Annotated in this window: 23 protein-coding genes; 15 read left to right on the top strand and 8 right to left on the bottom strand. The window is 72.2% G+C overall.

Annotated features, from left to right (window positions below):
- Positions 1 to 70 precede the first annotated feature (70 nt).
- From ACFO0C_RS27895 to ACFO0C_RS27875, 5 genes are read left to right on the top strand one after another with little or no spacing between them, the layout of a single operon-like run.
- Entirely contained in the window at positions 71 to 4,456 is a 4,386-nt protein-coding gene (locus tag ACFO0C_RS27895) for an FtsK/SpoIIIE domain-containing protein (protein ID WP_378069659.1), read from the top strand.
- Positions 4,456 to 4,737: a hypothetical protein gene (locus tag ACFO0C_RS27890; RefSeq protein WP_378069658.1), complete on the top strand. Its 282-nt coding sequence runs from the start codon at positions 4,456 to 4,458 to the stop codon at positions 4,735 to 4,737. The genes ACFO0C_RS27895 and ACFO0C_RS27890 overlap by 1 nt, the downstream gene beginning before the upstream one ends.
- Entirely contained in the window at positions 4,734 to 6,119 is a 1,386-nt protein-coding gene (locus tag ACFO0C_RS27885) for a hypothetical protein (protein WP_378069657.1), read from the top strand. Before ACFO0C_RS27890 ends, ACFO0C_RS27885 begins: the two co-directional genes overlap by 4 nt.
- Complete coding sequence (locus ACFO0C_RS27880) at positions 6,109 to 6,768, top strand: hypothetical protein (protein WP_378069656.1); 660 nt, start codon at positions 6,109 to 6,111, stop codon at positions 6,766 to 6,768. Before ACFO0C_RS27885 ends, ACFO0C_RS27880 begins: the two co-directional genes overlap by 11 nt.
- Positions 6,765 to 7,418, top strand: a complete 654-nt coding sequence (locus ACFO0C_RS27875) for a hypothetical protein (RefSeq protein WP_378069655.1) — start codon at positions 6,765 to 6,767, stop codon at positions 7,416 to 7,418. The genes ACFO0C_RS27880 and ACFO0C_RS27875 overlap by 4 nt, the downstream gene beginning before the upstream one ends.
- Here ACFO0C_RS27875 and ACFO0C_RS27870 read toward each other — a convergent pair.
- Both ACFO0C_RS27870 and ACFO0C_RS27865 read right to left on the bottom strand, forming a co-directional pair.
- Positions 7,415 to 8,476 carry an alanine racemase gene (locus tag ACFO0C_RS27870; RefSeq protein WP_378069654.1) on the bottom strand — a complete coding sequence of 354 codons (1,062 nt, stop codon included), beginning with the start codon at positions 8,474 to 8,476 and terminating at the stop codon, positions 7,415 to 7,417. The genes ACFO0C_RS27875 and ACFO0C_RS27870 overlap by 4 nt on opposite strands.
- 49 nt (positions 8,477 to 8,525) lie before the next feature.
- Positions 8,526 to 9,428 carry a M56 family metallopeptidase gene (locus ACFO0C_RS27865; protein WP_378069653.1) on the bottom strand — a complete coding sequence of 301 codons (903 nt, stop codon included), beginning with the start codon at positions 9,426 to 9,428 and terminating at the stop codon, positions 8,526 to 8,528.
- Positions 9,429 to 9,569: 141 nt separating this feature from the next.
- Between ACFO0C_RS27865 and ACFO0C_RS27860 the strand changes: the two genes are divergently transcribed.
- The gene (locus ACFO0C_RS27860; RefSeq protein ID WP_378069918.1) at positions 9,570 to 9,902 is read left to right on the top strand and encodes a hypothetical protein; all 333 of its coding nucleotides are present in this window, start codon (positions 9,570 to 9,572) and stop codon (positions 9,900 to 9,902) included.
- A gap of 4 nt (positions 9,903 to 9,906) precedes the next feature.
- On the opposite strand, the gene ACFO0C_RS27855 is transcribed toward ACFO0C_RS27860, so the two are convergent.
- Both ACFO0C_RS27855 and ACFO0C_RS27850 read right to left on the bottom strand, forming a co-directional pair.
- Entirely contained in the window at positions 9,907 to 10,674 is a 768-nt protein-coding gene (locus ACFO0C_RS27855) for a SigB/SigF/SigG family RNA polymerase sigma factor (RefSeq protein WP_378069652.1), read from the bottom strand.
- A gap of 96 nt (positions 10,675 to 10,770) precedes the next feature.
- Entirely contained in the window at positions 10,771 to 12,801 is a 2,031-nt protein-coding gene (locus tag ACFO0C_RS27850) for a GAF domain-containing sensor histidine kinase (protein ID WP_378069651.1), read from the bottom strand.
- A 209-nt stretch (positions 12,802 to 13,010) separates the two neighbouring features.
- Here ACFO0C_RS27850 and ACFO0C_RS27845 point away from each other — a divergent pair, with 209 nt between their 5' ends.
- Positions 13,011 to 13,706: a DsbA family protein gene (locus ACFO0C_RS27845; RefSeq protein WP_378069650.1), complete on the top strand. Its 696-nt coding sequence runs from the start codon at positions 13,011 to 13,013 to the stop codon at positions 13,704 to 13,706.
- Positions 13,703 to 14,323 (top strand): vitamin K epoxide reductase family protein, encoded by a 621-nt coding sequence (locus tag ACFO0C_RS27840; protein ID WP_378069649.1) that lies wholly within the window; start codon positions 13,703 to 13,705, stop codon positions 14,321 to 14,323. Before ACFO0C_RS27845 ends, ACFO0C_RS27840 begins: the two co-directional genes overlap by 4 nt.
- A gap of 35 nt (positions 14,324 to 14,358) precedes the next feature.
- On the opposite strand, the gene ACFO0C_RS27835 is transcribed toward ACFO0C_RS27840, so the two are convergent.
- The 3 genes from ACFO0C_RS27835 to ACFO0C_RS27825 are packed head-to-tail and all read right to left on the bottom strand — an operon-like array spanning position 14,359 to position 17,017.
- Positions 14,359 to 15,372, bottom strand: coding sequence for an NADPH:quinone reductase (locus ACFO0C_RS27835; RefSeq protein ID WP_378069648.1), 1,014 nt, complete (start codon positions 15,370 to 15,372; stop codon positions 14,359 to 14,361).
- Positions 15,373 to 15,381: 9 nt separating this feature from the next.
- A complete protein-coding gene (locus tag ACFO0C_RS27830) occupies positions 15,382 to 15,828 on the bottom strand; it encodes a hypothetical protein (RefSeq protein WP_378069647.1) in 447 nt (148 codons plus the stop codon).
- A 19-nt stretch (positions 15,829 to 15,847) separates the two neighbouring features.
- A complete protein-coding gene (locus tag ACFO0C_RS27825; protein ID WP_378069646.1) occupies positions 15,848 to 17,017 on the bottom strand; it encodes an MFS transporter in 1,170 nt (389 codons plus the stop codon).
- Positions 17,018 to 17,100: 83 nt separating this feature from the next.
- On the opposite strand from ACFO0C_RS27825, the gene ACFO0C_RS27820 reads away from it, so the two are divergent.
- From ACFO0C_RS27820 to ACFO0C_RS27795, 6 genes are all read left to right on the top strand, one after another.
- A complete protein-coding gene (locus tag ACFO0C_RS27820; RefSeq protein WP_378069645.1) occupies positions 17,101 to 17,976 on the top strand; it encodes a LysR family transcriptional regulator in 876 nt (291 codons plus the stop codon).
- A 196-nt stretch (positions 17,977 to 18,172) separates the two neighbouring features.
- Positions 18,173 to 19,063 (top strand): aminoglycoside phosphotransferase family protein, encoded by an 891-nt coding sequence (locus tag ACFO0C_RS27815; protein ID WP_378069644.1) that lies wholly within the window; start codon positions 18,173 to 18,175, stop codon positions 19,061 to 19,063.
- Between the two features lie 57 nt (positions 19,064 to 19,120).
- On the top strand, positions 19,121 to 19,660 hold the full coding sequence (locus ACFO0C_RS27810; protein ID WP_378069643.1) for a hypothetical protein: 540 nt from the start codon (positions 19,121 to 19,123) through the stop codon (positions 19,658 to 19,660).
- Positions 19,661 to 19,722: 62 nt separating this feature from the next.
- Positions 19,723 to 20,568, top strand: a complete 846-nt coding sequence (locus ACFO0C_RS27805; protein WP_378069642.1) for a DUF4097 family beta strand repeat-containing protein — start codon at positions 19,723 to 19,725, stop codon at positions 20,566 to 20,568.
- Positions 20,569 to 20,747: 179 nt separating this feature from the next.
- The gene (locus ACFO0C_RS27800) at positions 20,748 to 21,713 is read left to right on the top strand and encodes an ATP-binding cassette domain-containing protein (RefSeq protein WP_378069641.1); all 966 of its coding nucleotides are present in this window, start codon (positions 20,748 to 20,750) and stop codon (positions 21,711 to 21,713) included.
- Entirely contained in the window at positions 21,710 to 22,492 is a 783-nt protein-coding gene (locus ACFO0C_RS27795; RefSeq protein WP_378069640.1) for an ABC transporter permease, read from the top strand. Before ACFO0C_RS27800 ends, ACFO0C_RS27795 begins: the two co-directional genes overlap by 4 nt.
- A gap of 161 nt (positions 22,493 to 22,653) precedes the next feature.
- Here ACFO0C_RS27795 and ACFO0C_RS27790 read toward each other — a convergent pair whose 3' ends face one another.
- Positions 22,654 to 23,016, bottom strand: a complete 363-nt coding sequence (locus tag ACFO0C_RS27790) for a MerR family transcriptional regulator (protein ID WP_378069639.1) — start codon at positions 23,014 to 23,016, stop codon at positions 22,654 to 22,656.
- A gap of 186 nt (positions 23,017 to 23,202) precedes the next feature.
- Between ACFO0C_RS27790 and ACFO0C_RS27785 the strand changes: the two genes are divergently transcribed.
- Complete coding sequence (locus tag ACFO0C_RS27785; RefSeq protein ID WP_378069638.1) at positions 23,203 to 24,093, top strand: hypothetical protein; 891 nt, start codon at positions 23,203 to 23,205, stop codon at positions 24,091 to 24,093.
- The last annotated feature ends 14 nt before the right edge of the window (positions 24,094 to 24,107 follow it).

Raw genomic sequence — 24,107 nt, 5'->3', positions numbered from 1 at the left:
GCGCCGCGCCGGCCCGCCCGGGCCGGCGCGGCCGTGTGTCGTCCCCTCTGTCGAAAGGTGAGCGAGAAACGTGCGGGCGCTGATCACCCTGGTGTATCCGTCGGCGTGGTCAGTCGACGTGCTGGTGGACGCCGAACCCACCACACCGGTGCGCGACGTCGTCAAGGCGCTGCTGGACGGGCTCGATCCGTCCTATCTGGCCCAGACCCCGGCCCTGGACAACGACCGGGTCTACCGCGACGGCAGTCAGCTGGACCTCGACCTGCCGCTGGCGCAGAGCGGGATCCACGACGGCACCGTCCTCTCGCTGCACCGCCCGGCCCCCGGCCCGGCCGTCATCGGCGGCCTCGTCACCCTCCGGGCGGTCGCCGGCTCCGGCGCGGGCCGCATCTGGAGCCTCGGCGCCGGTGAGCATCGCATCGGTTCCGCGCCCGGCTGCACCGTCGGGCTGGGCCCCGACCAGCCACCGGTGGTCGCCACAGTCTGGATCGCCTTCGACGCGACGGTCCGCATCCGCGGCGCCGCCGACGGGGTGCGCCTGGACGGCGAGCCGCTGCCCGACGGCGAGTCGGCGTGGCGCGAGACCGTCCAGCTCTTCGTGGGTGACACCGTCTTCGAGGCGCACCCGGTGCTGCGCCCCGACGCCATGGTCGAGCCGTCCCCGGACAGCGAGTACCTGGACTACAACCGCCCGCCCCGCCTGCTGCCCCCGCAGCGGCCCGGCAAGTTCCGGATCCCGGCCGAGCCGAAGACCCCGGACGTCAACCCGATGCCGTGGCTGGCTGCCGCACTGCCCGCCGTCTTCGGCGTGGTCATGGCCGTCGCGATGAGCAACGCGCTGTACCTGATGATGGCCGCGATGTCGCCGGTGATGGTCGTCGCCAACTGGTTCACCGGCCGCCGCCAGGGCAAACGCAGCCACCGCAGCAAGGTCGGCGACTACAAGGTGATCCGCGACCGGATCGACGCCGACATCGAGGCCGCCCTGGAGCTGGAGCGCCGGGACCGCCGCGTGGCCAGCCCCGACCCGGCCGAACTGCTGGTCATCGCGGCCGGCCCCCGCTCGCGTCTGTGGGAACGCCGCCGGACCGACCCCGACCACCTGATGGTCCGCGTCGGCACCGCCGACCTGCGCAGCGACATCCAGATCGAACTCGACGGCGAGGCCACCCCGCGCCTGGACGTCCGCACCGTCACCGACGTACCCGTCGCCTTCTCGATCGCGCAGGCCGGTGTCGTCGGCGTCGCCGGCCGCGACGACTGGCCCCGCCGGATCGCCCGCTGGATGACCGGCCAGCTCGCCGTCCTGCAGAGCCCCCGCGACGTGCAGCTCTACATCCTCACCGACCCGGCCGGCGGCAAACTCTGGGACTGGGCGGCCTGGCTCCCGCACACCCGCCCGCTGCTCGGCCAGAGCACCCTGACCCTGCTCGGTACCGACGCGGAGACCATCGCCCGCCGCGTCGCCGAGCTGATCGAGCTGATCGAGGGCCGCCGCCAGGCCCGCCTCAACGCCGGCTCCAACGCGGTGATCACCGACCCGGACATCGTCGTCGTCCTCGACGGCGCCCGCCGGCTGCGCTCGCTGCCCGGCGTGGTGAACATCCTGCTCACCGGCCCGGCCGTCGGCGTCTACAGCATCTGTGTGGACAGTGATCAGCGCACCCTGCCCGAGGAGTGCACCACGGTCGTGGCCGGCGGCGCGGGCCTGCCGACCACGCTGGACCAGCAGCGCGCCGCCCGGATCGAGGGCGTCCGCGTCGACGAGGTCGTCGACGACTGGTTCAGCACCACCGGCCGCCGGCTCGCCCCGATCCGCGACGTCAGCGACAACCAGAGCGAGTCGGCACTGCCCGCCTCGGCGCGGCTGCTCGAGGTCATCAAGCTGGAGGACCCGTCGCCGGCCGCGATCAACGCCCGTTGGACGGCGTCCGGCCGCAACACCCGCGCGATCATCGGCTACACCCTGGACGGGCCGTTCGCGCTGGACCTGGTGCACCACGGACCGCACGGCCTGGTCGCCGGCACCACCGGCTCCGGCAAGTCCGAGTTCCTGCAGACCGTGGTCGCGTCGCTCGCCGTGGCCAACACCCCGGACGCGATGAACTTCGTGCTCGTCGACTACAAGGGCGGCGCGGCCTTCAAGGACTGCGTGGACCTGCCGCACACCGTCGGCATGGTCACCGACCTCGACACCCACCTGGTCGAGCGGGCCCTCACGTCGCTCGGCGCCGAACTGACCCACCGGGAGCACCAGCTCGCCGCGGCCGGCGCCAAGGACATCGAGGACTACATCGACTACGCCGAGCGGCGCGGCGGGCTGCCCCCGATCCCGCGGCTGCTCATCGTCATCGACGAGTTCGCGTCGATGGCCCGGGAACTGCCCGACTTCGTCACCGGCCTGGTCAACATCGCCCAGCGGGGCCGGTCGCTCGGCATCCACCTGATCCTGGCCACCCAGCGCCCGTCCGGTGTGGTGTCGGCCGAGATCCGCGCCAACACCAACCTGCGGGTCGCGCTGCGCGTCACCGACGCCGGGGAGAGCACCGACGTCATCGACGCCCGGGAGGCGGCCACCATCGCCGCGTCCAGTCCGGGGCGCGGCTACGCCCGGCTCGGCCACAGCTCGCTCATCCCGTTCCAGACCGGACGCGTCGGCGGACGCCGCCCCGGCCGGCAGAGCCAGGCCACCGTGGTCGCCCCGTTCCTCTACCCGGTCGACTGGCAGCACCTGGGCCGCCCGGTCCCGCAGCGGCCGCGCGGCGTGACCGAGTCCGAGGAGGCGACCGACCTGTCGGTGCTGGTCTCGGCGATCCGGCTGGCCAACGACATGGCAGGCTTCCCCGAGCAGCGCCGTCCGTGGCTGCCCGCCCTGCCGACCCTGCACGTCGCGGACCTGCCCCACCAGCCCGAACGCGACGAGCGCGGCGAGCCCACGTTCGCCTGGGCGCTCCAGGACCTGCCCCGCAACCAGCAGCAGAAACCGATGCGGATCGACCTGTCGACCTTCGGGCACCTGCACCTCGCCGGGGCGCCCCGCTCCGGCCGCTCGCAGGCGCTCCGGACCATCGCGGCGGCCGCGGCCAGCGCCTCGTCCGTCACCGACCTGCACCTCTACGGCCTGGACTGCGGCAACGGCGCGCTGCTGCCGATGACCAAGCTCCCGCACTGCGGCGCGGTGGTGCAGCGGTCCGACACCGAACGGGCGGTACGCCTGCTCAACCGCCTGCAGCAGGAGGTGCAGCGCCGCCAGCGGATCCTCGGCGAGGGCGGTTTCGCCGACCTCACCGAGCAGCGCTCGACCAGTGCCCCGCAGGACCGGCTGCCGCACATCATCCTGCTGCTGGACCGCTGGGAGGGCTTCATGGGCACCCTGAGCGAGCACGACGGCGGCGCGCTGACCGACCTGATCTACACGCTGCTGCGCGAGGGCGCCAGCGCCGGTGTGCACCTGATCATCACGGGTGACCACTCGCTGCTCAGCGGGCGGATCAGCTCGCTCACCGAGGAGAAGGTGGTGCTGCGGCTGTCGGACCGGACCGACGCGAGCATGGCCGGCCTCAACCCCCGCAAGATCCCCGAGCACATGCCGGCGGGCCGCGGCTACCGGGCCGGCAGCGCCATCGAGATGCAGGTCGCGCTGATCGCACCGGACCCGTCCGGCCCCGCGCAGGTCGCCGCGATGAACGCGCTGGCCACCCGGCTCACCGAGCGGGAGGCGGGCGTCGACCGGGCGCTGCGCCCGAGCCGGATCGCGGTGATGCCCACCCAGCTCACCTTCGAGCAGGTGTGGGAGACCATCCCGAACCCGGCGCCGGGCTGGGCCCTGGTCGGTGTCGGCGGCGACGAGCTGGAGCCGATCGGCATGGACCTGGTCAACGACCTGCCGACGTTCCTGATCGCCGGCCCGGCCCGGTCCGGGCGCAGCACGGCCCTCGGCGTGATGGCCGAGTCGCTGCTGCGCGGTGGCGCGGAGATCGTCATCGGCGCCCCGCTGCGGTCACCGTTGCGCGACCTGGCCGGCCGGCCCGGCGTGCGCGGGGTGATCACCGACGAGAACCCGCGCGACCCGGACTTCGCCGACCTGATGGAACCCGGCGACGGCCCGGTGGTGCTGCTCATCGACGACGCCGAGAGCTGGCGCGACATGCTGGCCCGCGACTACGTGCGCCAGCTGATCCGGCAGGCGTCCGGCACCAACCGGGCGGTCGTCATCGCCGGCGAGATCTCGTCGGTGGCGATGGGTTTCTCCGGCTGGCAGGTCGAGGTGAAGAAGAACCGGCGCGGCATCCTGCTGTCGCCGCCCACCCTCAGCGCCGGCGACCTGGTCGGCGTCCGGCTGTCGCGGGCGCACCTGGCCGAGCGGGTGGTCGCCGGCGCGGCCAAGGCCCACCTCGGTGACGGCTCGCTGCAGAACCTCCAGATCCCGCTGCTCAACCCGAAACCGGAGATGTGATGGCCGACCTCGTAGTCCAGGACCTGGGCGAACTGGTCAACGACCTGAACTCGTTGATCAGCGCCTTCGAGGGTGCCGGGCACCTGCAGGACACCGACGGCGGCAACTGGGGACAGCAGAACGCCAACTCGTCCATGGGCGACTTCGCCGACAACTGGAAGATCCACCGCGAGAAGATGGTCGAGGAGATGAAGAAGTTCGTGAAGCGGGTCGAGCAGGTCAACCAGGCCTGGACCGACGCCGACCGCCAGCTGCACGAGACGCTCGGGGAGAAGAAGTGAGCGACGACTCCCGCCTCAGCACCCTGAACCGGGCCTCCGTGGACCGGATCCACCAGGCCAAACGCGACTACGAGAACATCGCGACCACGCTCTCGGACACGATCGCGAAACTCGCCCGGATCGTCGACACCGGTAGTGAGGGTCTCAAGGGCCAGTACGTCGAGCCGCTCAAGAAGGACGCCCAGTCCATCAAGGACGACCTGGACAAGGCGTCGGTCCGCTACCACGACGCGGCCACCGAGATCGGCATCTACATCCCCGAGCTGGAGGAGGCGAAGACCGAGACGGCCGCCGCCAAGTCCGCCGAGGAGACCGCCAACGGTGAGGTCAGCTCGGCCAAGGGCAAGCCGGACGGGGTGAAGGGCGCCGACGGCCTGCTCACCCCCGAGGAGCAGCAGAAGGACACCGACAAGCAGCGGGCCGTCGAGGAGGCCAACGCGAAGCTGACCGCGGCGAAGAACAAGCTGACCGCCGCACTGGACGCCCTGGACGTGGCCGGCAAGCGGCTGGGTGACAACGTGAGCGCCCGCCGGTACGACGACGGCCTCACCGACACCTGGAAGGACAAGGTCAACGCGTTCTTCAAGCAGATCAGCAAGATCTTCGCGATCATCGGCATGGTGCTGGCCGTACTCTGCCTGATCTTCCCGGGTGTCAATCTCCTGATCCTCGGAACGGTGGTCGCCGGCGTCATCACGCTGGTCGCGGACAGCGTGCTGTTAGCCAACGGCGAGGGCAGCGTGGTGGACGTCGTGCTCGGCGCCGTCGGACTGGGCCTGGCCGGTGTCGGCGCGGCGATCTCACTGATCGGCAAGGGCATGGCCAACTCGGCGCGCACCCTGAACAACATCACCGGCGGGATGAACCGGATCCCCGGCCGCCCGCCGCGGCTGGAGCTCAACAACAACTGGAACGGCAACAACATCCCGCTGAACAATCTCGGTCCCGGTGCGCACGGGCCGAACGTGTCGGTCGTGCAGCAGCTCAGCCCGGCTGACTTCCGCATCCCGACCAACGCGGTCAGCGGCTGGCAGAACACCTCCGACTGGTTCAACCTGCCGGGCATCAACGGGCTGCTCGGCCGGATGGGGCAGATCACCCCGGAGATCGGATTCTGGCAGTCGTTCATGATCCAGGGCCGGGGCGCGCTCGGCATGTGGGGCAACCTGTTCCGCAACCCGGCGCAGTTCGCCCGCGACTGGTCCGGGGTCATCGGCGGCCTCGACGGCTTCCGGAACCTGAACAACGTGATGAGCGCCATCGGTGGCACCCTGTCGCCGGCGTGGTTCGTGTTCGGCGGGTTCAACGCCGTGTTCACCTTCGGCTCCGGGCTGATCTACACCGGTGGGCGCCTCGAGGAATGGATCCCCGATGTCAACTGACGCCGACCTGAGCACTCTCACCGACATCCCGTTCCACTGGGAGTTCGTGCCGCCCGCCGACGGCGGCGCCGAGCAGCGTGAGTACTGGACCGCCCACATGGTCGAGTTCTTCGGCAAGTGGGCGGGCCGTCACCTGGCCGCCGCGGAGTCGGCGTGGACGGCCGGTGAGTTCCCGTTCACCGCGGAGAACGTCGGCCGGGAGACCGCCGCGCTGCTGATGGCCAAGGCCGACGAACTGCCCGACTACGCCCGGCTCGCCTGGGGCACCGCGTTCCACGAGGAGCAGGTGCTGTGGTCGCCGATCCCGCTGGTGGTCGAGTACCACCGGCCGATGGGTGACGACCCCGGCTATCTGATGGAGACCGTCGGGGCCTCGGGGCTGCCGGAGGACGCCCGGGAGCCGGTGCTGCACTACGTGAGCGTGCCAGGAGCGGACGGCGTACGCATCTTCGCGATCTGCCGCAGCCCGCAGGGCACCGCCTACGGCCGGCTCGACGCGGCGATGCGGCTGGACTCCGGCATCGACGTGGTGCTGCGGACCCGGGTGTTCCAGATGGACCAGATGGCGGTGATCGGCGCCGGTGTCGAGCAGCTGATGACCACCATCGCCGACAACGGTGTCAACGTGACCGGGGAGCCCGTCCAGTGATCGACTTCGAACTGATCATGCCCGACGGCTGGGTGCACATCCCGACCACGCCGGAGTCCGCCCGACTGCGGGCCCGGACCATCGACGCGCTGGTCAAGGCCCGCCTGCCCGACTCACTGCCGCGCGACAAGGCGGCCCCGTTCCGCAAGATGCTGCGCGCCCAGCTGACCGAGGCCACCGACGACGCGGCCCGCAACGGCGCCCGTGCCGTGGTGCTGCCGCTGACCGAGTACCGGGACGGCTGGCGGGTGCCCGGCTCGCTCCTCATCACCGTGCTCGAGGAACCGGACGAGGACGCCCCCGACCCGAAGGCGCTGATCGGGGCCCTGCTGCAGGAGGCCGGCCCGGACGGCGCCCGCCTGGAGCTCGGTGGCGGCCCGGCCGCCCGGATCACCGAGGTCATCGGTGGCGACCCGGTCGGGCGGAAGGCGCCGTCGCTGAAGGTCAGCTACTACGTGGCGCACCCGGAGGTGGCCGGGGTGTGGGCGCTGCTCACCTACACCGTGCTGACCGACGGTGACCTGGAGAGCGACGTGCTGACCGCGGTGTGCCTGCTCTTCGACACGGTGGTCGGCACACTGCGCTGGGCCGACCGCATCGACGTGCCCACCGAGGACGAGCTGATCTCCATCCTGGAGAGCTCGGTCTAGGTGTTCGCTCCCCGGGCGGCGACCGGCCAGACGTCCACCTGGTCGCCGCCGGAGAGCACGATCAGCTCGTCGGCCAGGTTGACCGCCGCGCACACGTGGTTCGGCACGATCCGCAGCGTGTCACCGAGGGACGGCAGGGGTGCGCCGTCGGGCATCGTGACGGTGGCGTGGTGCTCGGAGAGGGCGACGATCCGGGCCTCCGGGTGGTCGAGCAGCCGGCCGTGGCCGGTGGCCCACGGCTGCCGGTCGGCGCCGAGCGCCTTGCCCCCGGCGTCGACGAGGACCCGTGACCCCTGACGGCTGACGACCGTGGCCGTGACGGTCAGGGCGATGTCCGTCCAGTCGCAGGTGCCCAGTTCGAGCTGCTGGGCGTCGCCGAAGGCGTAGACGCCGGGACGCATCTCGGTCATCGGGCCGGCGGTCGTCAGCGCGGCCGTCGGTGTGGAACCGCCGCTGACCACCCCGGCGTCCAGGCCCGCGGCGGTCACCGACGTGGCCGCCACGGCCAGGGCGGCCACCTCCTCCTCTTGCGCGGACCGTTGTCGCGATGGCCCGTACCCATGCCCGGGGAACGTGAAGACACCGCGGACCCGCAGCCTGGCCGCATCGGCCGCCACCGCGATCGCGCCGGCGCAGCCGGGCGTCACACCGCTGCGCCGATGCCCGCTGTCGATCTCGACCAGCACCTCCAGGCCGGGGATCGCCGTGCCGAGCGCCTCGGCGCTCTCCGCCGAGTCGACACCGACCCGCAGCGACACCCGGCCGGCCAGCTCCCGCAGCCGGGTCGCCCGGTGCGGCGACGGCCAGACCGGGTAGGCGATGAACAGGTCGTCGAGACCACCGTCGGCGAACACCTCGGCCTCACGCACGGTCGCCACCGACAGACCGCTCGCGCCCAGACCGACCTGGCGACGGCCGATCTCCAGGCACTTGTGGGTCTTGGCGTGCGGGCGCAGCGCCAGGCCCCGCTCGGCCGCGGTCGCGGCCATGGCCCGCAGGTTGCGGTCGAGCACGTCGGCGTCCACGGTCACGAACGGTGTGGGCAGGTCGACCGGCATGGCGTCCTCCGTGACGGTGGGTGGTCCATGGCCGGACCGCCCGGCACTTTCAGCGGGCCAGACCGGCCACGAGCAGCTCGCCCAGGTCCCAGGCCGCCTCCGCGGTCCAGGCCAGGGAGAACGCCGTCAGCGCCAGCGGCACCAGGCCGACCACCGCGGCGACCCTGGCCCGCGGTTTCAGCAGGCTCGCCACCCGCCGCGGCACGACACCGCCCGGCGACGCCGCGTGCAACCCGGCCGGCGCCATCGGGACCGCCGCGGCCAGCGCCGCCGCCCCGATCGCCTGCGCCACCGTCCGCCGCGAACCCACCTCGGTCGCCGCCAGCTCGTCGGCGGCCCGCTCGACCAGATAGTCGACGTGCCGGGACACCCACCACAGTGCCGGGTGAGCGGCCGCGGCGAGCTCACTGACCCGGATCAGGCGATGGTGCCGCGCCGCCAGATGGGCCCGCTCGTGCGCCAGCAGCGCGACGAACTGCGCGGGCGACAGGGCGTCCCGCATGCCGGTGGTCACGACCACATGACCAGGCCTTCCCGGTACGGCGAAGGCGTGCGGCGCCGGGTCGGCCACCACCACGAGAGGCCCCGCCTGTGTCGTGCCGGCCGCCGCCAGACGGAGCAGTCGCCGCTGCCGCCGCCACGTCACCGCCATCGACACCGCCGCCCCGGTCAGCAGCAGCGCACTCACCGACGACACCCATGGGTAGTGCGCCGTGTCGTCCACCACGAACTGCGCCGACCAGCCGAACAGGTGCGCCACCACGGGCAGCTCGGCAGCCGCCTTCAGCGCGAACACCAGCAGGTTGATCAGGCTGGCCGCCGCCGCTCCGGCCGCCGACCAGGCCACCACGGGCGCCGCCACCCGGGGCGACAGCCGGTCGGCGAGCAGCCTGACCAGCACCAGCAGCACGGGCGGCACCACGACGACCGAGACGAGAAAGTGGTCGAACATGAAGGCAGGCTATCCCCGCCGGGCCAAGGTCGGTCGAACTGGTTGCGAGGCCTGCGTCACGGCCCGTGGAGGTGGCCGGAAGGCACGGCGGCCGTCCGCATAGGGTGGGCGGGACGGAGGGGGAGCGGGTTGGGCTGCACGGTGACGGTGTGCCGGGACTGCTGCTGCGGCAGCATCGGCAAACATCCGTCGGTCGATCACGATGCCCAGCTCACCGCACTGCGGGCGACCCTGGAGCCCGATCACCGGGTGCGGACCAGCCTCTGCCTGGACGTCTGCGACCAGTCCAACGTCGTCGTGGTCCAGCCGGCGCCGGCGGCCCGGCGTGACGGCGCGCGGCCGGTCTGGTTCGGTCTTGTCCTCGACGACGCGGTGCTCGGCGACCTGACCGCCTGGGTGCACGCCGGCGGCCCCGGTGTCGCACCGGTGCCGCCGATCCTTGAACTGTCGGTGATCAGCCCGCCCGCGAGCTGACGGGTCAGGCCGCGCAGCCGTCGAGCCGGGTGCGCAGCTTGGCCAGCGCCCGGGCCAGCAGCCGGGACACGTGCATCTGGGAGACCCCGACCTGCTCGGCGATCTCCGACTGGGTGAGGTTGCCGTAGAAGCGCAGGCTGATGATCTTCTGCTCGCGCTCGTCGAGGGCGGCCATCGCCGGGCCCAGGGCGATCCGCAGCTCGGCCAGCTCGAAACCGGTGTCCTCGCCGCCGAGAGTGTCGCCCAGCGACATGGTGCCCTCGGCGTTGGCCGGAGTGGACAGGCTCGTCGAGTTGTAGGCACGGGCACCTTCGAGGCCCTCGAGGACCTCCTCCTCGCTGAGGTTCAGGTGCGCGGCGATGTCGGCGACCGTGGGGGAGCGGCCCAGCGTGTGCGTCAGGTCGTTGTTGGCGCCCGTGATGGCCAGCCGCAGCTCCTGGAGGCGCCGCGGCACCCGGATCGACCAGGTGCGGTCCCGGAAGTGCCGCTTCAGCTCGCCGACGATCGTCGGGATGGCGAACCCGGCGAACTCGATGCCCCGCTCGGCGTCGAACCGGTCGACCGCCTTGATCAACCCCATCACGGCCACCTGGTGCAGGTCGTCGACCGGCTCGCCGCGGCCGGCGTAGCGACCGGCCAGGTGCTTGGCCAGCGGCATCCACGCCTCGATCACCCGGTCCCGCAGCATCGGCCGCGACGGGTGATCGGCGGGCATCGCCGCGAAATCGTTGATCAGTTCGCCGGCCCGGTCGGTGGTGGCTACGGCAGTCATGTCGTCCTCGCCTTCGGAGGTCGCGTACGGGGGCGGCAGCCGCTGCTTGACTGCTGGTCCCACCCGTTGCCCGCCGGAAAGGCTTTCAAACCCGTGTCACCCGCGAGAATGGCGGGGCAGCCGGACCACGATCCGGGTGCCCGGATGGTGTGCCGGGTCGAGGTGGACGGTCCCGCCGTGCGCCTCGACAAGCCCGCGGACCAGCGGCAGGCCCAGCCCGTTTCCGGGGATGGCGGTGTGCCGGGCGTTGGTGGCGCGGTGGAACCGGGTGAACAACAGTTCCCGGTCACCATCAGGTATGCCGATGCCACGGTCGGTGACGGCCAGTTCCACCACGTCCGGGCCGTCCTCGGCCGCGCTGATCCGCACGTCGCCGCCGTCCGGGCAGTATTTGACCGCATTGGACAGCAGCTGGTCGACGATCTGGCGCAGCCGCTCCTTGTCGGCGTCGAGGACCAGCGTCTCCGGCAGCGCGGTGTGGATCCGGACGGCGGCGGGTGGCCGCAGTTCCCCGACCGCCGCCTCGACGACGCGGGTCAGGTCGACGGGCCGGGCCCGGATCCGGTGGTGGCCGGATTCCAGGGCGGTGAGTTCGATCAGTTCGTCGATGATGCGCTGGAGGTGGCCGACGTTGCGGCGGACCGCGCCGATCATCTGCTGCTGCTCCGGGTCGTCCAGCTCTTCGGTGAGCAGTGTGGTGTAGCTGATGATCGACGTGAGCGGGGTCCGCAACTCGTGCCCGGCCAGGGTCAGGAAGTCGTCGCGGGCCCGGTTCAGCTGCATGGTCAGCTCGCGGCTGTGCATCCGGGTGAGGAACTGTCCGAGCTGACCGGCCACACCGTCCAGCAGGCCGGTGAGCAGGAACTCGTCGTACTCGGTGGTCGAGCAGAGCGCCACCAGCACCCCGAGGACCTCGTCACCGTCGCAGACCGGCACGGTGAGGCTGGCCCGCAGCCCGCGGTCGGCGGCGGCCCGGGCGAATGCGTGCGCCTCCGGCGTGGCGGTGTACGGGGGATCGGTCAGGTCCGGGATCCACAGCGGCTGTCCGGTCGTCCACACCAGGCCGGGGCCGGCGTCGCCGCGCGGGATCCGGTCCGGCACCAGATCGTCGACGTAGACGCCGGGCGCGCTCCAGTAGCCGGCCGATCGCAGCACGTCGGCCACGTCGTCGACCACGAACAGCGCCACGTGCGGCCAGTCGAGGGCCTCACCGATCGCCTTCAGCAGCGGCGGCGCGGCCTGCTCCAGCCCGTCCGAGGCGGCGAGCAGACGGGTCATCTCCAGCTCGCAGTCCCGGAAGTGTTCTCGGCGCCGCCGCTCGGTGACGTCCCGGACCGTCGACACCGCCCCGAGCAGCTCACCGGCGGCGCCGTAGACCGGTTCGGCGTTGGTCAGCGCGTACCGGTCGGGGGCGCCCGGGGTCCGCAGCACCGCCTCCACGTCGCGGACGCTGTGCCCGTCGAGCGCGCAGACGACGGCCATCTCCTCCGGCCGGTACGGGCGCCCGTCCAGATGGTGCAGCCGCGCGCCGACGGTGGTCATCGCCTCCATCGGCGGCATCGTCTCGTCCAGTCCGCAGAACCGGCGCAACATCCGGTTGAACAGCACCGGCCGCCGGTCGATCCCCACCGCCAGGACACCCACCTGCAGGCTGTCGAGCAGGGCACTGATGAAACCCCGCTGGGCGTACGCCACCCGCGTCTCGTCACCGGCCGGGCCGACCAGCCCGGCCAGCGGCGAGTCGGTGACCCCGTCGCCGGAGCCGAGCATCGCGGCCACCTCGGCGAGCGCGGCCAGATCGTGGTCGACCCAGGTGCGGGCGGACGTGTCCAGCACCGTGACCGTCCGCCGGGGACGGTCGGGCCCGGCCGGCACCGGAACGGCGGCCATCGACCGTACCCCCAGATCTGTTATCAAGGGGTGTCCGGCGAAGCCGGGCTCGGTGAGCAGGTCGCCGACCGAGACCGGGCCGCCCGACCCGAACCGCCGCACCGGGCAGGCCGCCGGAAACCCGAACGTGCCCAGCAACGCCTCGCCCGCGCTGATCACCGCCATGGGCGTGCCGACCAGGCGTGCCGCCAGGCGGGCGGCGGCATCCCACGGCACCGGCACATGAGAGGCCGTCACACCCACCACCTCGCCCCGCTCGCCGCTGAGGGAAACGACATCCTGCGCATCGGCACGGGTCATCCGGGCATGAGCCTTTCCGGCAACTTCGTTCGACGGGACCAACGGCCTGCGCGCATCCGGGCCGGAGGGCCCGAGTCCGCCCGCCGCCGGTCCTGACCTGGCTCTCACCGCTGCCGGATACCCGGATTTCGCGCGACCTTGTTGGCATGAGCACGAAAACCAGGAACGCCGTCGCCGCCGCACGAAGCGGACAGGACGCCAACCGGATCGTCATGGGCATCGGCGGGGCGGTCATCGTCGCGCTGGTCGTGGCCATCGCCGTCGCGGTGATCACCGCGTCCCGCTCGACCGGCGGGCCGATCGTCGCACCGGCCGCGGCCACCGCCGACGGTGCGATCCGGGTCGGCTCCGGGGGCACCACCGTCGCCGTCTACCTGGACTACATGTGCCCCTACTGCGGGCGGTTCGAGCGAGCCAACAGCACCGACCTCGGTGACCTGGTCGCCGCCGGGGACATCACGCTGGAGCTGCACCCGATGTCGTTCCTCGACCGGGCGTCCAACGGCGCCGGGTACTCCACCCGCGCCGCGAACGCGATCGTCACCGTCGCCGACCGCGACGCCGCGCACCTGCTCGCCTTCAACAGCGCGCTGTTCGAGAACCAGCCCGCCGAGGGCACCACCGGCCTCGACGACGCCAGGATCGCCGCACTCGCCGCCGGAGCCGGGGTGCCGGAGTCGGTGATCAGCACGTTCGCCGACCGGACCTTCGTCCCGTGGATCGAGCAGGCCACGCAGACCGCGTTCGACGACGGCGTCACCGGCACACCCACCGTCAAGATCAACGGCGTCAAGACCGATGCCGACCTCTACACCGCTGGCTCCTTGCGGGCCGCGTTGTGACCACCCTCCTTCTCCGGGTACGCCGCATCCGTCACGGCGACAAGTGGATCTACGGCACGATGCTCGTCTCGGCGCTGATCAGCCTGACCGCGTCCCTCGTGCTCTCGATCGACGCGGTGGAACTCGCCCGGAACCCGGCCGCCGACCTGTCCTGCAACATCAACTCGGTGGTCAGCTGCGGCGTGGTCGGGGTCTCCTGGCAGGCCCAGCTGTTCGGCTTCCCCAACGCGTTCCTCGGCCTGATCGCCGAACCGGTCGTCATCACCCTCGCGGTGGCGGCGCTCGGCGGGGTCCGCTTCCCGCGCTGGTTCATGATCGCGGCGCAGTCCGTCTACACCCTGGGCCTGATCTTCGCGTACTGGCTGTTCCACCAGGCCCTGATCGACATCGGCGCGCTGTGCCCGTGGTGCCTGCTCGTCACCGTCTCGACCACGCTGGTGTGGGTGTCACTGACCCACGTCAACATCCGTGACGGCCACCTGCCCCTGCCCTCGCCGTGGCGCACCTTCGCCCGGCGGGCGATCGAGGCGGACTGGGATGCGATGGCCGTCACGGTGTGGCTGCTGCTCCTGGCCCTGATCGTCGTCAGCCGCTACGGCCCGGCGCTCTTCGCCTGACCGGTTCATTTCGCCTGACCTCGGCCTCCGGACGCTCAGATGTCGACCAGGACCTTGCCGACGGCGCCGTTCTCGACCGCCTTGTGGGCGTCGGCGGTCTGCGCGAGCGGGAACCGGACCAGTGGCAGACCGTGTTCCTCACCGACCGGCATCGCTCCGGCCGAGACTGCGGCGGCGACGTCCTCGGCACCGGCGGTCAGGGCGGCCTCGCCGACCGTGTACAGCACCAGGAACTGGAACCGCGTGTTCAACATCATGTTCTGCCGCACGTCCAGCTCGACCGGCTTCGCGCCGTCGTTGGCGTAGATCGCGATCGTGCCCCGGGTCCGCAGGACAGCCAGGTCGAGGGCGAGGTTCGTACCGAGCGCCACCTCGACGACGATGTCGACACCGTCCGGGGCGATCGCGCGGATCCGCTCGGCGGCACCGTCCTCGCGGTAGTTGACCGTGTGGTGGGCGCCGGCCGCGGTGGCCAGGCGGGCCTTCTCCGGGCCGCTGATCGTGCTGATCACCGTGGCACCGGCCCAGCGGGCGAGCTGGATCGCCGCGTGCCCGACCGCCCCGGCACCACCCGCGACCAGCACGACCCTGCCGTCCAGCGCGCCCGGGCCCAGCCGCGCCGGGCCGTCCTCGCCCACGGTCAGCGCCCGGTGGGCGGTGAGAGCGGGCACACCGAGCGCCGCCCCGAGGTCGAACCCGGCCCCGTCGGGCAGCGGCACGGCCTGCGCGGCCGGGACGACGGTGAACTCGGCGGCCGTCCCGGTGGGCCGTCCGGCTGTCGCCATGAACAGCCAGACCCGCTGGCCGACCCGCCCCGGATCGACGCCGTCACCGACCGCGTCGATCCGGCCGGCGCCGTCGAGGTGGGGGATCACCTCGGCGAACTGCTTCGGGTTGGTCGCGCCGGACCGGGTCTTCCAGTCCGTCGGGTTGACGCCCGACACGGCGACCCGGACCCGCACCTCGCCCGGGCCGGGTGCGGGCACCTCCCGGTCGACGAGTTCCAGAACATCGGTGCCGCCGTTGTCGCGGTAGATGATGGCCTTCATTCCCGAACGCTATCCCGGCCGGCCGATCTGTAGGCGCCCGTCGACGTGGTGCAGCAGGTCGGGCACCGGCTCCTGGCCGTAGTGCAGGAAGCCGACCCAGCCGGTCGTCTCCGCCTTCGACACGATCCAGCCGGCCACGTCCATGGCCCAGCCGATCTCGTCCTCGTGCACGCTCTGCCGCAGGGTGAGCAGCCAGCGCTGCTGCCCGTCGGCGTAGCGGTCCGGCGACGGCATCATCTCCGCCATGTCGACGCCGTCGTCCGCGTAGTTCGGCGCCAGACGCCCGAACAGCGGCACCGGCTCGCCGTGGAACCACTCCTCGTCGTCGGGCAGCGACTCGAACCGGGCGGGCGGCTCGTCCTCCACCCCGAGGTGCCATCGGATCTCGTACATCACCTCGTCGGACAGCCCTGGCTGGAGTCTGACGGACAGGAACAGGTCGTAGTGATCACCCACGTCGTGCAGGGTAGGTGCCTCAGGGCGCCGGAACCAGCGACGGGACCCGGCGCAGCGAGGTCGCCAGCAGGCCGCTCACCACCAGGCAGGCCGACGCCAGCAGGACCACGGCCGGCCAGGCGCCGTAGGACCAGGCGGTGCCGGCCAGATTGCCGAAGACCGACGAGCCGGCGTAATAGGCGAACAGGTAGAGCGACGCCGCCTGACCGGCCGGGATCCCGCCGGCGTGGGCCCGCACCGGCACCCAACCGCTGGCCACGCCGTGCACGCAGAAGAATCCGGCGGTCATCACGGCGAGTCCGGCGACGGTGAGCGGCAGGTCGTCGGGCACGGTGAGCAGCAGACCGGCGGCGGTGAGCAGGCATCCGAACGGCATGACGGCGCGACGGCCGTACCGGTCGGCGAGCCGCCCGGAGATCGCCGAGCTGAGCGTGCCCGCCGGGTAGACCAGGAACACCGCTCCGGCGGCGGCCGCCCCGAGCGCGAAAGGCGCGCTGGTCAGCCGGAAGCCCATCGCGTTGTAGACGGCCACGAACGCGCCCATCGCCACCGCCCCGATGCCGTAGAGGGCGAGCAGTGCCGGGTCGGTGAACGCCCGCCGGGACAGCGCCACGTGCGGTCCGGCGGCGAAGTTCCGCGACGCGGGCAGCAGCGACGCGACGATCACGGCGCACACCAGGCCGACGAGGGCCACGGCCGCGAGCGACAATCTCCAGCCGTACGCCTCCCCGACCGCCGAACTGATCAGCCGTCCGGCCATCCCGCCCAGCGCTGTGCCCCCGATGTACAGCCCGGCGGCGCGCCCCTGCCGGTCGGCGGGAAGTTCCTCGCGCAGGTAGGCGGTGGCGACGGCGGGCAGCCCGGCGAGCGTGACGCCCTGTGCCAGCCGCAGGCCGAGCAGCGTGTGCCAGGTCGGTGCGAACGCGCAGGCCAGCCCGACGAGCGCGGACAGGGTGAGCGACAGGTGGATCAGCGGGGTCCGGCCGATCTTCTCCGACAGCGGGCCGGTGATCAGCAGCGCCACCCCGAGCCCGAACGTCGCCAGCGACAGCGACCAGGAGCTCTGCGCCGGTGTCACACCGAATGCCGCGGACAGTTCCGGCAGCAGCGCCTGCGTGCTGTACAGCAGGGCGAACGTGGCCACGCCGGCGGCGAACAGGGCGAGGCAGGCCCGGTGATATCTGCTCACGATCTCACTGTTGGGCACCCCCACCGCATACGTCCAATGCATGAAAATCATCAACCTCATGCGTACGGCGTATGCTGAGCGCGATGCAGCTGGAAGATCTCCGCGCCCTGCTCGCACTCGGTGATCATCAACACGTGACCGAGGCGGCCGCCGCTCTCGGCACCACCCAGCCCAGCCTGTCCCGCCTGCTCGCCCGGGTCGAGGCCGAGCTGGGGGTGCGCCTGTTCGAGCGGGACGCCCGCGGGGTGCACCCCAACCCGCTCGGCGACCTCACCCTGGCGGCGGCCCGTGATCTGGTCGGCCGCTATGACCGGCTGCGCCGTGACCTGGCCGGGCTGCTCGACCCCGACTCGGGCACGGTGCGGCTGGCGTTCCTCGACTCGATGGCCACGTCACTGGTGCCGCGGATCCTGCACGACGTGCGCGAGCAGGCGCCGGGTCTGCGGGTGGAGCTGCGCCAGGAGCCGGGCCACGTGATCCTGCCGGACCTTTCGTCGGGAGCAGCCGAGCTGGCACTGATCTCACCGGAGCCGCGGGGACCGTACGGCTGGCTGGCTCTCCAGACGCAGAACCTGGCCCTGATCGTGCCGCCCGGCCACCGCCTCGCCTCTCGCCGCCGGGCCCGGCTGGCCGACGCCGCCGGCGAGGATTTCGTCACCGTGCCGCCCGGTTTCGGGTTCCGCGCCCTGGTCGACGGGCTGTTCGCGGCGGCCGGCGTCGCCCCGCGCATCGCCCTCGAGATCGGCGACCTGGCCACCATCGAGGGCCTGGTCGGCGCGGGCCTCGGCGTCGCCCTGGTACCGGAGGCCTTCGCCGGCGCAACCGGTACCGTCGGCCTCCCTCTGACGGCCCCCGGAGCCGAGCGCGTCGTCGGCCTGACCTGGCGCACCGACCGCCCCTTGAGCCCGGCCGCCGACCACTTCCGAGCCATCGTCACAGCCGCTGCCCCCTACCCCTGACACCCCACCGCAAGCTCCCGCGCAGCTGGTCCTCACCGCACCCCGCCGCACCCCGCCGCACCCCGCCGCGCTCCGCCGCGCTCCGCCCCGCCGCGCCGCGCCCCGCCGCACGCTGCCGCGCAGCTGTATCGCGGGAGTGCGAGGGAGCGGTGGGAATGAGATGTCCTTGATCGGCCGGGGTGCGTAGGTTCGCGGGATGGATGGGGGAGCGGGCGTCACGATTCCGCGGGCGTTCCTGGAGTCGCCTCGGTGGTGGCGTGGTGGTGCCGAGTGGCTGGCCGGGCTACCCGAACTGGTGGCGGAGCAGTGCGCGCGCCGGCGTCTGACCATTGACGGCGAGCCCATGCACGGGTCGAACGCCCTGGTGGTGCCGGTGATCCGGGATGGTGAACAACTCGTTCTGCGGCTTGCCCCGCCGGGTGGCGATGTCGGGGGACAGATCGGTGCGCTGCGGTTCTGGGGCGGCCGGGGCACCGTGCGACTGGTCGACGGCGACGCCGAGGCCGGTGTCATGCTGCTGGAACGCCTTGGGACGACGTCGTTGCGTGACGTGCCGGTCGACGAGGCGATGCATGTGCTGGGCGGGCTGATGCGCCGGCTGGCGGTTCCCGTTCCGGTTCACGTGCCGGGGACCGGCGCTGCCGTCGCCGCGCGGATGGCCACGTTGGGGGAGGAGTGGCATCGCCACCGGCGGCCCTTCGACGAGGGGGTCCTGCATCAGGCTTTGACGATCGGCGATCGTCTGGCCCGGAGTACCGCGGCCACGGCCGTCAACGGTGATCTGCACTCGGAGCAGGTGCTGCGGGCGGACCGGGAGCCGTGGCTGGTGGTCGATCCGGTGCTGATGCGTGGTGACATGGCCTTCGATCTCGGCCGGGTGCTGTGGACGCGGCTCGACGAGATGGCCGTACCCGGTGAAGTCATGCGCTGTTTCGACATCGTGGTGCGTGCCGCTGGTGTGGATCGGGACCATGGCCGGGACTGGGTGCTGTTCAGGGCGGTCGACTACTGGCTGTGGGGTCTCGGTGCGGGACTGACCGAGGATCCGCTGCGATGCCACCGTCTGGTGTCACTTCTCCGATCCTGATGCCACCGTGATGCCATGGGGTTGCGCATGGCATCACGGTGATGCCATAGTGGTGCCATGGAATTGCGCCCCTACATCGACGCGCTGCGCCACGAGCTCGCGCTCGCGGCCGCCGCCGGCGGTGACGATGCCCGTGAGCTGGCCGAGCGGCTCACCGCGCCGCTCGAGTCGGCGACCCGCCTGGCCCTGCTCGACGCCCTGTCCGAGGCGGCCGCGGAGATCACCCGCGATCTGGCGCCCGGCTCGGTCGACCTGCGGTTGCGCAACCGGGAGCCGAGTTTCGTCGTGACGCCGGCACCGGCCGACCAGTGGACCGACAGCACCCCGGCGCCACCGCCGGCCGACCCCGTCCCGGCTCCGCCGCCGGCCCCGGTGCCCGCGCCCGGCGAGGACGAGGCGACCGTCCGGATCAGTCTGCGCCTCCCCGAGCACCTGAAGAACCGGATCGAGCAGGCCGCCGCCCGCGACGGGGTCTCGATCAACACGTGGCTGATCCGCGCCGCGGCCGCCGTGGCCGACGGCGAGAAGCCGCCCGTCACCACCACGACCGTGACCGCGACCAGCAGCGGCCAGCGATTCACCGGCTGGGTCCGATGAACCCGCCGGCCGCGGCGAGCCGCCCAGACCCGGTCAACCCCTCGACCGAACGGAGACTTCGCATGCCCACCTTCGACACCCCCGGCCCGATCACCGCGAACATCGACATCCTCGCCGGCGAGCTGCGCCTCGTGGCGACCGACCGGTCCGACACGATCGTGCACGTGCGCCCGGCCGAGGAGAGCGAGGACCGCGACCGGCGCGCCGCCGAGCAGACCCGCGTCGAGCTGGTCTCCGGCACCCTGACGATCCGCGGCCCACGCCACCCGACGTTCGGCGTCTTCGGCAAGGTCGGCGTCATCGACGTGCTCGTCGAGCTGCCGATCGGCTCGGAGGTCGAGGCCAAGGCCGGCGCCGGCGGCATCCGCGCCTCCGGCGAGCTCGGTGACTGCCGGCTGCGCAGTGGCGCCGGCGACGTGCAGGCCGAGCACGTCGGCAGTGCCGACCTGACCACCGGCTACGGCCTGGTCGCCGTGGAGAACGTGACCGGCGACGCCAAGTTGACCACCGGCTCCGGCAAACTGCGGGTGCGTTCGGTCACCGGCCCGGCGGTCCTGAAGAACGGCAACGGCGAGAGCTGGGTCGGTCACGCCGGCAGCGAGCTGCGGATCCACTCGGCCAACGGTGACATCGTCGCCGACCACGCGGCCGGTCCGCTGACCGCCAACACTGCCAACGGTGACATCCGCGTGCGTGAGCTGGTGCGCGGCACGACGACGCTGCGGACCGCGGCCGGCCGCATCGAGATCGGCATCCGGCAGGGCACCGCCGCGCGCCTCGACGTGCACACCCACTACGGCCGGGTCCGCAACGAGATGACCGCCACCGACGGCCCGGTCGAGACCGACGAGCAGGCCGAGGTGCGCGCCCGCACCGCCTTCGGCGACATCGTGATCCGCCGGTCCTGATCCACCCCTGACGACCCCGGCCGTGCCGCAACGGGCACCGCCGGCGGTGACCCCTACCCATCAACCCCGGCCGTGCCGCAACGGGCACCGCCGGCGGTGACCCCTACCCAACAACCCCGGCCGTGCCGCAACGGGCACCGCCGGCGATGACCCCTGCCCGGAAACGCCTGGAGGCACAGATGTCCACGACCGTCACCACCCGGCCCGCCGTCTCGGTGGCCGGCCTGCGCAAGACCTTCGGCACCAAGACCGTCCTCGACGGCATCGATCTGAGCGTCACCGAGGGCACCGTGTTCGCGCTGCTCGGACCGAACGGCGCCGGCAAGACCACCATGGTCCGGATCCTCGCGACCCTCCTCGACGCGGACGGCGGATCGGTCCGGGTCGCCGGGCACGACCTGGTCCGCGAGGCGGAGGCGGTGCGTGCGGCGATCGGCCTCACCGGCCAGTTCGCGGCGGTCGACAAGCTTCTGACGGTACGGGAGAACCTGCGCCTGATGGCCGACCTGAACAGGCTGGGCCGTACCGAGGGCAGACGAAGGGTCGACCGGCTGATCGAGCGGTTCGACCTCACCGAGTCGGCGTCGAAGCCGGTGTCCCTGCTCTCCGGCGGTCAGCAGCGCCGCGTCGACCTGGCGATGACCCTGGTCGGCAACCCGCGGCTGATCTTCCTGGACGAGCCGACCACCGGGCTCGACCCGCGCAGCCGCTACGAGATGTGGCAGATCGTCCGGGAACTCGTCGCCGAGGGGGTGACCGTCTTCCTCACCACCCAGTACCTGGAGGAGGCCGACCAGCTCGCCGACCGGATCGCCGTTCTCGACCACGGCCGGATCGTCGCCGAGGGCACACCCGACGAGCTCAAACGTCAGATCCCGGGCGGCCACCTGGTGCTCCGGTTCGCCGAGCCGGGCGCTCTGCGTACCGCCGCCGCGGTCTTGAATGTCACCAGCCGTGACGACAGCGCCCTGACCCTCCAGGTGCCGAGCGACGGCGACATCGCCTCGCTGCGGGCCGTGCTGTCCACACTCGACGGCGTCCACGTGGCGCCCGACCACCTGACCATCCACACGCCCGACCTGGACGACGTGTTCTTCGCCTTCACCGGCAACCCGGCCGGCAGCGCCCTCGAGGAGACCCGATGACCACCCTGGCACACACGCTGACCGACTCCGGGACCATGTTCCGGCGGCAGTTGCTGCACCTGCGGCGCTACCCGTCGCTGACCGTCATGCTGATCGGCCTGCCGGTGATCTTCCTGCTGCTGTTCGTCTACGTGTTCGGTGGCGCGGTCGGTGCCGGGCTCGGCGGTGGCCGGGACGCCTACGTCGACTACCTGACCCCCGGCATCCTGCTGTTCACGGTGGCCGGTGCGGTCGCCGGAACCGCGATCTCGGTGGCCATGGACATGACCGAGGGCATCGTCGACCGGTTCCGCAGCATGGCCATCGCCCGGGCGTCGGTGCTGACCGGGCACGTGCTCGGCAGCATGGTGCAGATCTTCATCGCCCTGTTCGCGGTGCTGGGCGTGGCCCTGCTGATCGGCTTCCGCCCGAACGCCACCCCGCTCGAATGGCTCGCCGTAGCCGGGATGCTGACCGCCACGGCGTTCGCGCTGACCTGGTTCGCGGTGGCGCTGGGCATCGTCGCCGACAGTGTGGAGACGGCCAGCAACACCCCGATGTTCCTGAGCCTGCTGCCGTTCCTGGGCAGCGGTTTCGTCCCCACCGAGACGATGCCGAGCGGCCTGCGGGTGTTCGCCGAGTACCAGCCGTTCACCCCGATCATCGAGACGCTCCGTGGTCTGCTGCTCGGTACCGGGATCGGGGCCAGCGCGGTGATCGCCCTGGGCTGGTGCGCCGCGATCTCGCTGCTGTCCTACCTGTGGGCCAAGCGCAAGTACAACAAGCGAGCCGCCCGCTGACGCTCCACACCCGCGCGAGCGCTCACCCGGGCCGTCCTGCCGGATCTTGACCGTTTCACCACCGTCTCCGGTGGTGAAACGGTCGAGATCGGCCGGGGCGGCCCGGCGGAGGCTGGGGCGGGGGAGGCGGGGCGGGGCGGGGCGGGGCGGCGGGGCGGGGGTCAGCGGGTGCGGGCGGCCAGCTGGTTGCGGAGGGCGGTCAGGCGGCCGATCTCGGCGTCGAGGGCGGCTATCCGGCGGGACGCGACTCCGGCCGGTCGGGGGCGGGGGCCCGTCTGCCCGTACGCGGAAGGGGGTGTGCTCTCCAGGAGGTGCAGGCGGTCGGCGCGCTCGCGCAGATCGGCGACGGTCAGGCCCAGGCCGAGCAGCTGGCGGATGATCCGCACCCGGGTCACGTCGCGCGGGCCGTAGACACGTTGCCCGGTGACAGTGCGCTGCGGCGGCGGGAGCAGCCCGTTCGCCTCGTAGAAACGCAGCGCCCGCGGTGTGGTCCCGGCCGCCGCAGCGGCGTCGCCGATCCGCATGTGCCCTCCTCGGACGGCCACTGACGTTGTGGCCGGGTGGCGGCCACCATGGTGGCCGGATGACGTCCGCTCACGACATCGTGCAACGCCGGCGCCGATTCCGCGATCCCCCGGAGCCGTTCGATACAAACGGTATGACCCCGAATCTCGGTTGTCGGGGGCGGGCGGACCGCCGACCATGGGCGGATGCAGGGCGGCCTGGCACCGATCGGCACTCCGGCCGGTGTGGTCGTGGAGATCGCCTGCGACGAGTCCGGATTCTCCGGCGCGAACCTGTTGCACTCCACCGAACCGGTGATCACGCACGCGAGTGTGGACCTGTCGGTGGCCGAGGCCGTCGAGTTGATCGCGGAGTTGCGGCTGTCGCCGTTCGAGCTGAAGTCGGGCCAGTTCCTGCGCCGGCCGGACGCACCCGAGGCCCTGGCCCCGCTGCTGGCGGCGTTGCGCGGCCGGTGCCACGTGCACCGGATCGACAAGGAGTTCTTCCTGGTCGAGCGGGTCGTCGAGTTGCTGCTGGGCGATCCGTCCTACCGGTCGCTGACGCGGGAGCCGCGGCCGGAGGCCCACGACCTGTTCGTGGCACGGTCGGCGGGCGGCGACTGGGATGAGTTCCTGGGTGCGTTCGCCGAGATGGTGCGGACCCGGCGCCGCGGTCCCGGGCATCCGGGCGCGGCCCGGTTCCTGCGGGCCCGCGACGCCCTGGCGGGTGTCGGTGGCCCGGCCGCCGGGGTGCTGGGCCGGATCTCCGATGCCCGGGTGGCGGCGATCGTGGCACGGCTCGACGACGGTGACCGCGGCATTCCGCCGCCGCTGGAGCCGATGATCCCGGCGCTGGCCGCGACGGTCCGGCACTGGAGCGGCGGGCGCCGTCAGGTCCTGGTGATCCACGACGAGCAGAGCGCTCTGACCGCCGCCCGGCTGCTTCGCCTGCAGCGGGCGCTGACCATCGGTGACGGCCTGTCGGCGCTGGCCGGGCTGGTGGTGGCGGACTCCCGTGACGACCCGCGGATCCAGATCGCCGATCTTCTCGCGGGTGTGGCCCGGCGACGGCCGGATGGGTTCATCCACGCCGGATGAGGCGCTGTGACCCC

The sequence above is a fragment of the Actinoplanes subglobosus genome (assembly GCF_042650585.1).
Classification (GTDB): domain Bacteria; phylum Actinomycetota; class Actinomycetes; order Mycobacteriales; family Micromonosporaceae; genus Actinoplanes; species Actinoplanes subglobosus.
The sequence above is the reverse complement of the archived record's forward strand: the minus strand, read 5'-3'. Positions and strand labels throughout refer to the sequence as shown.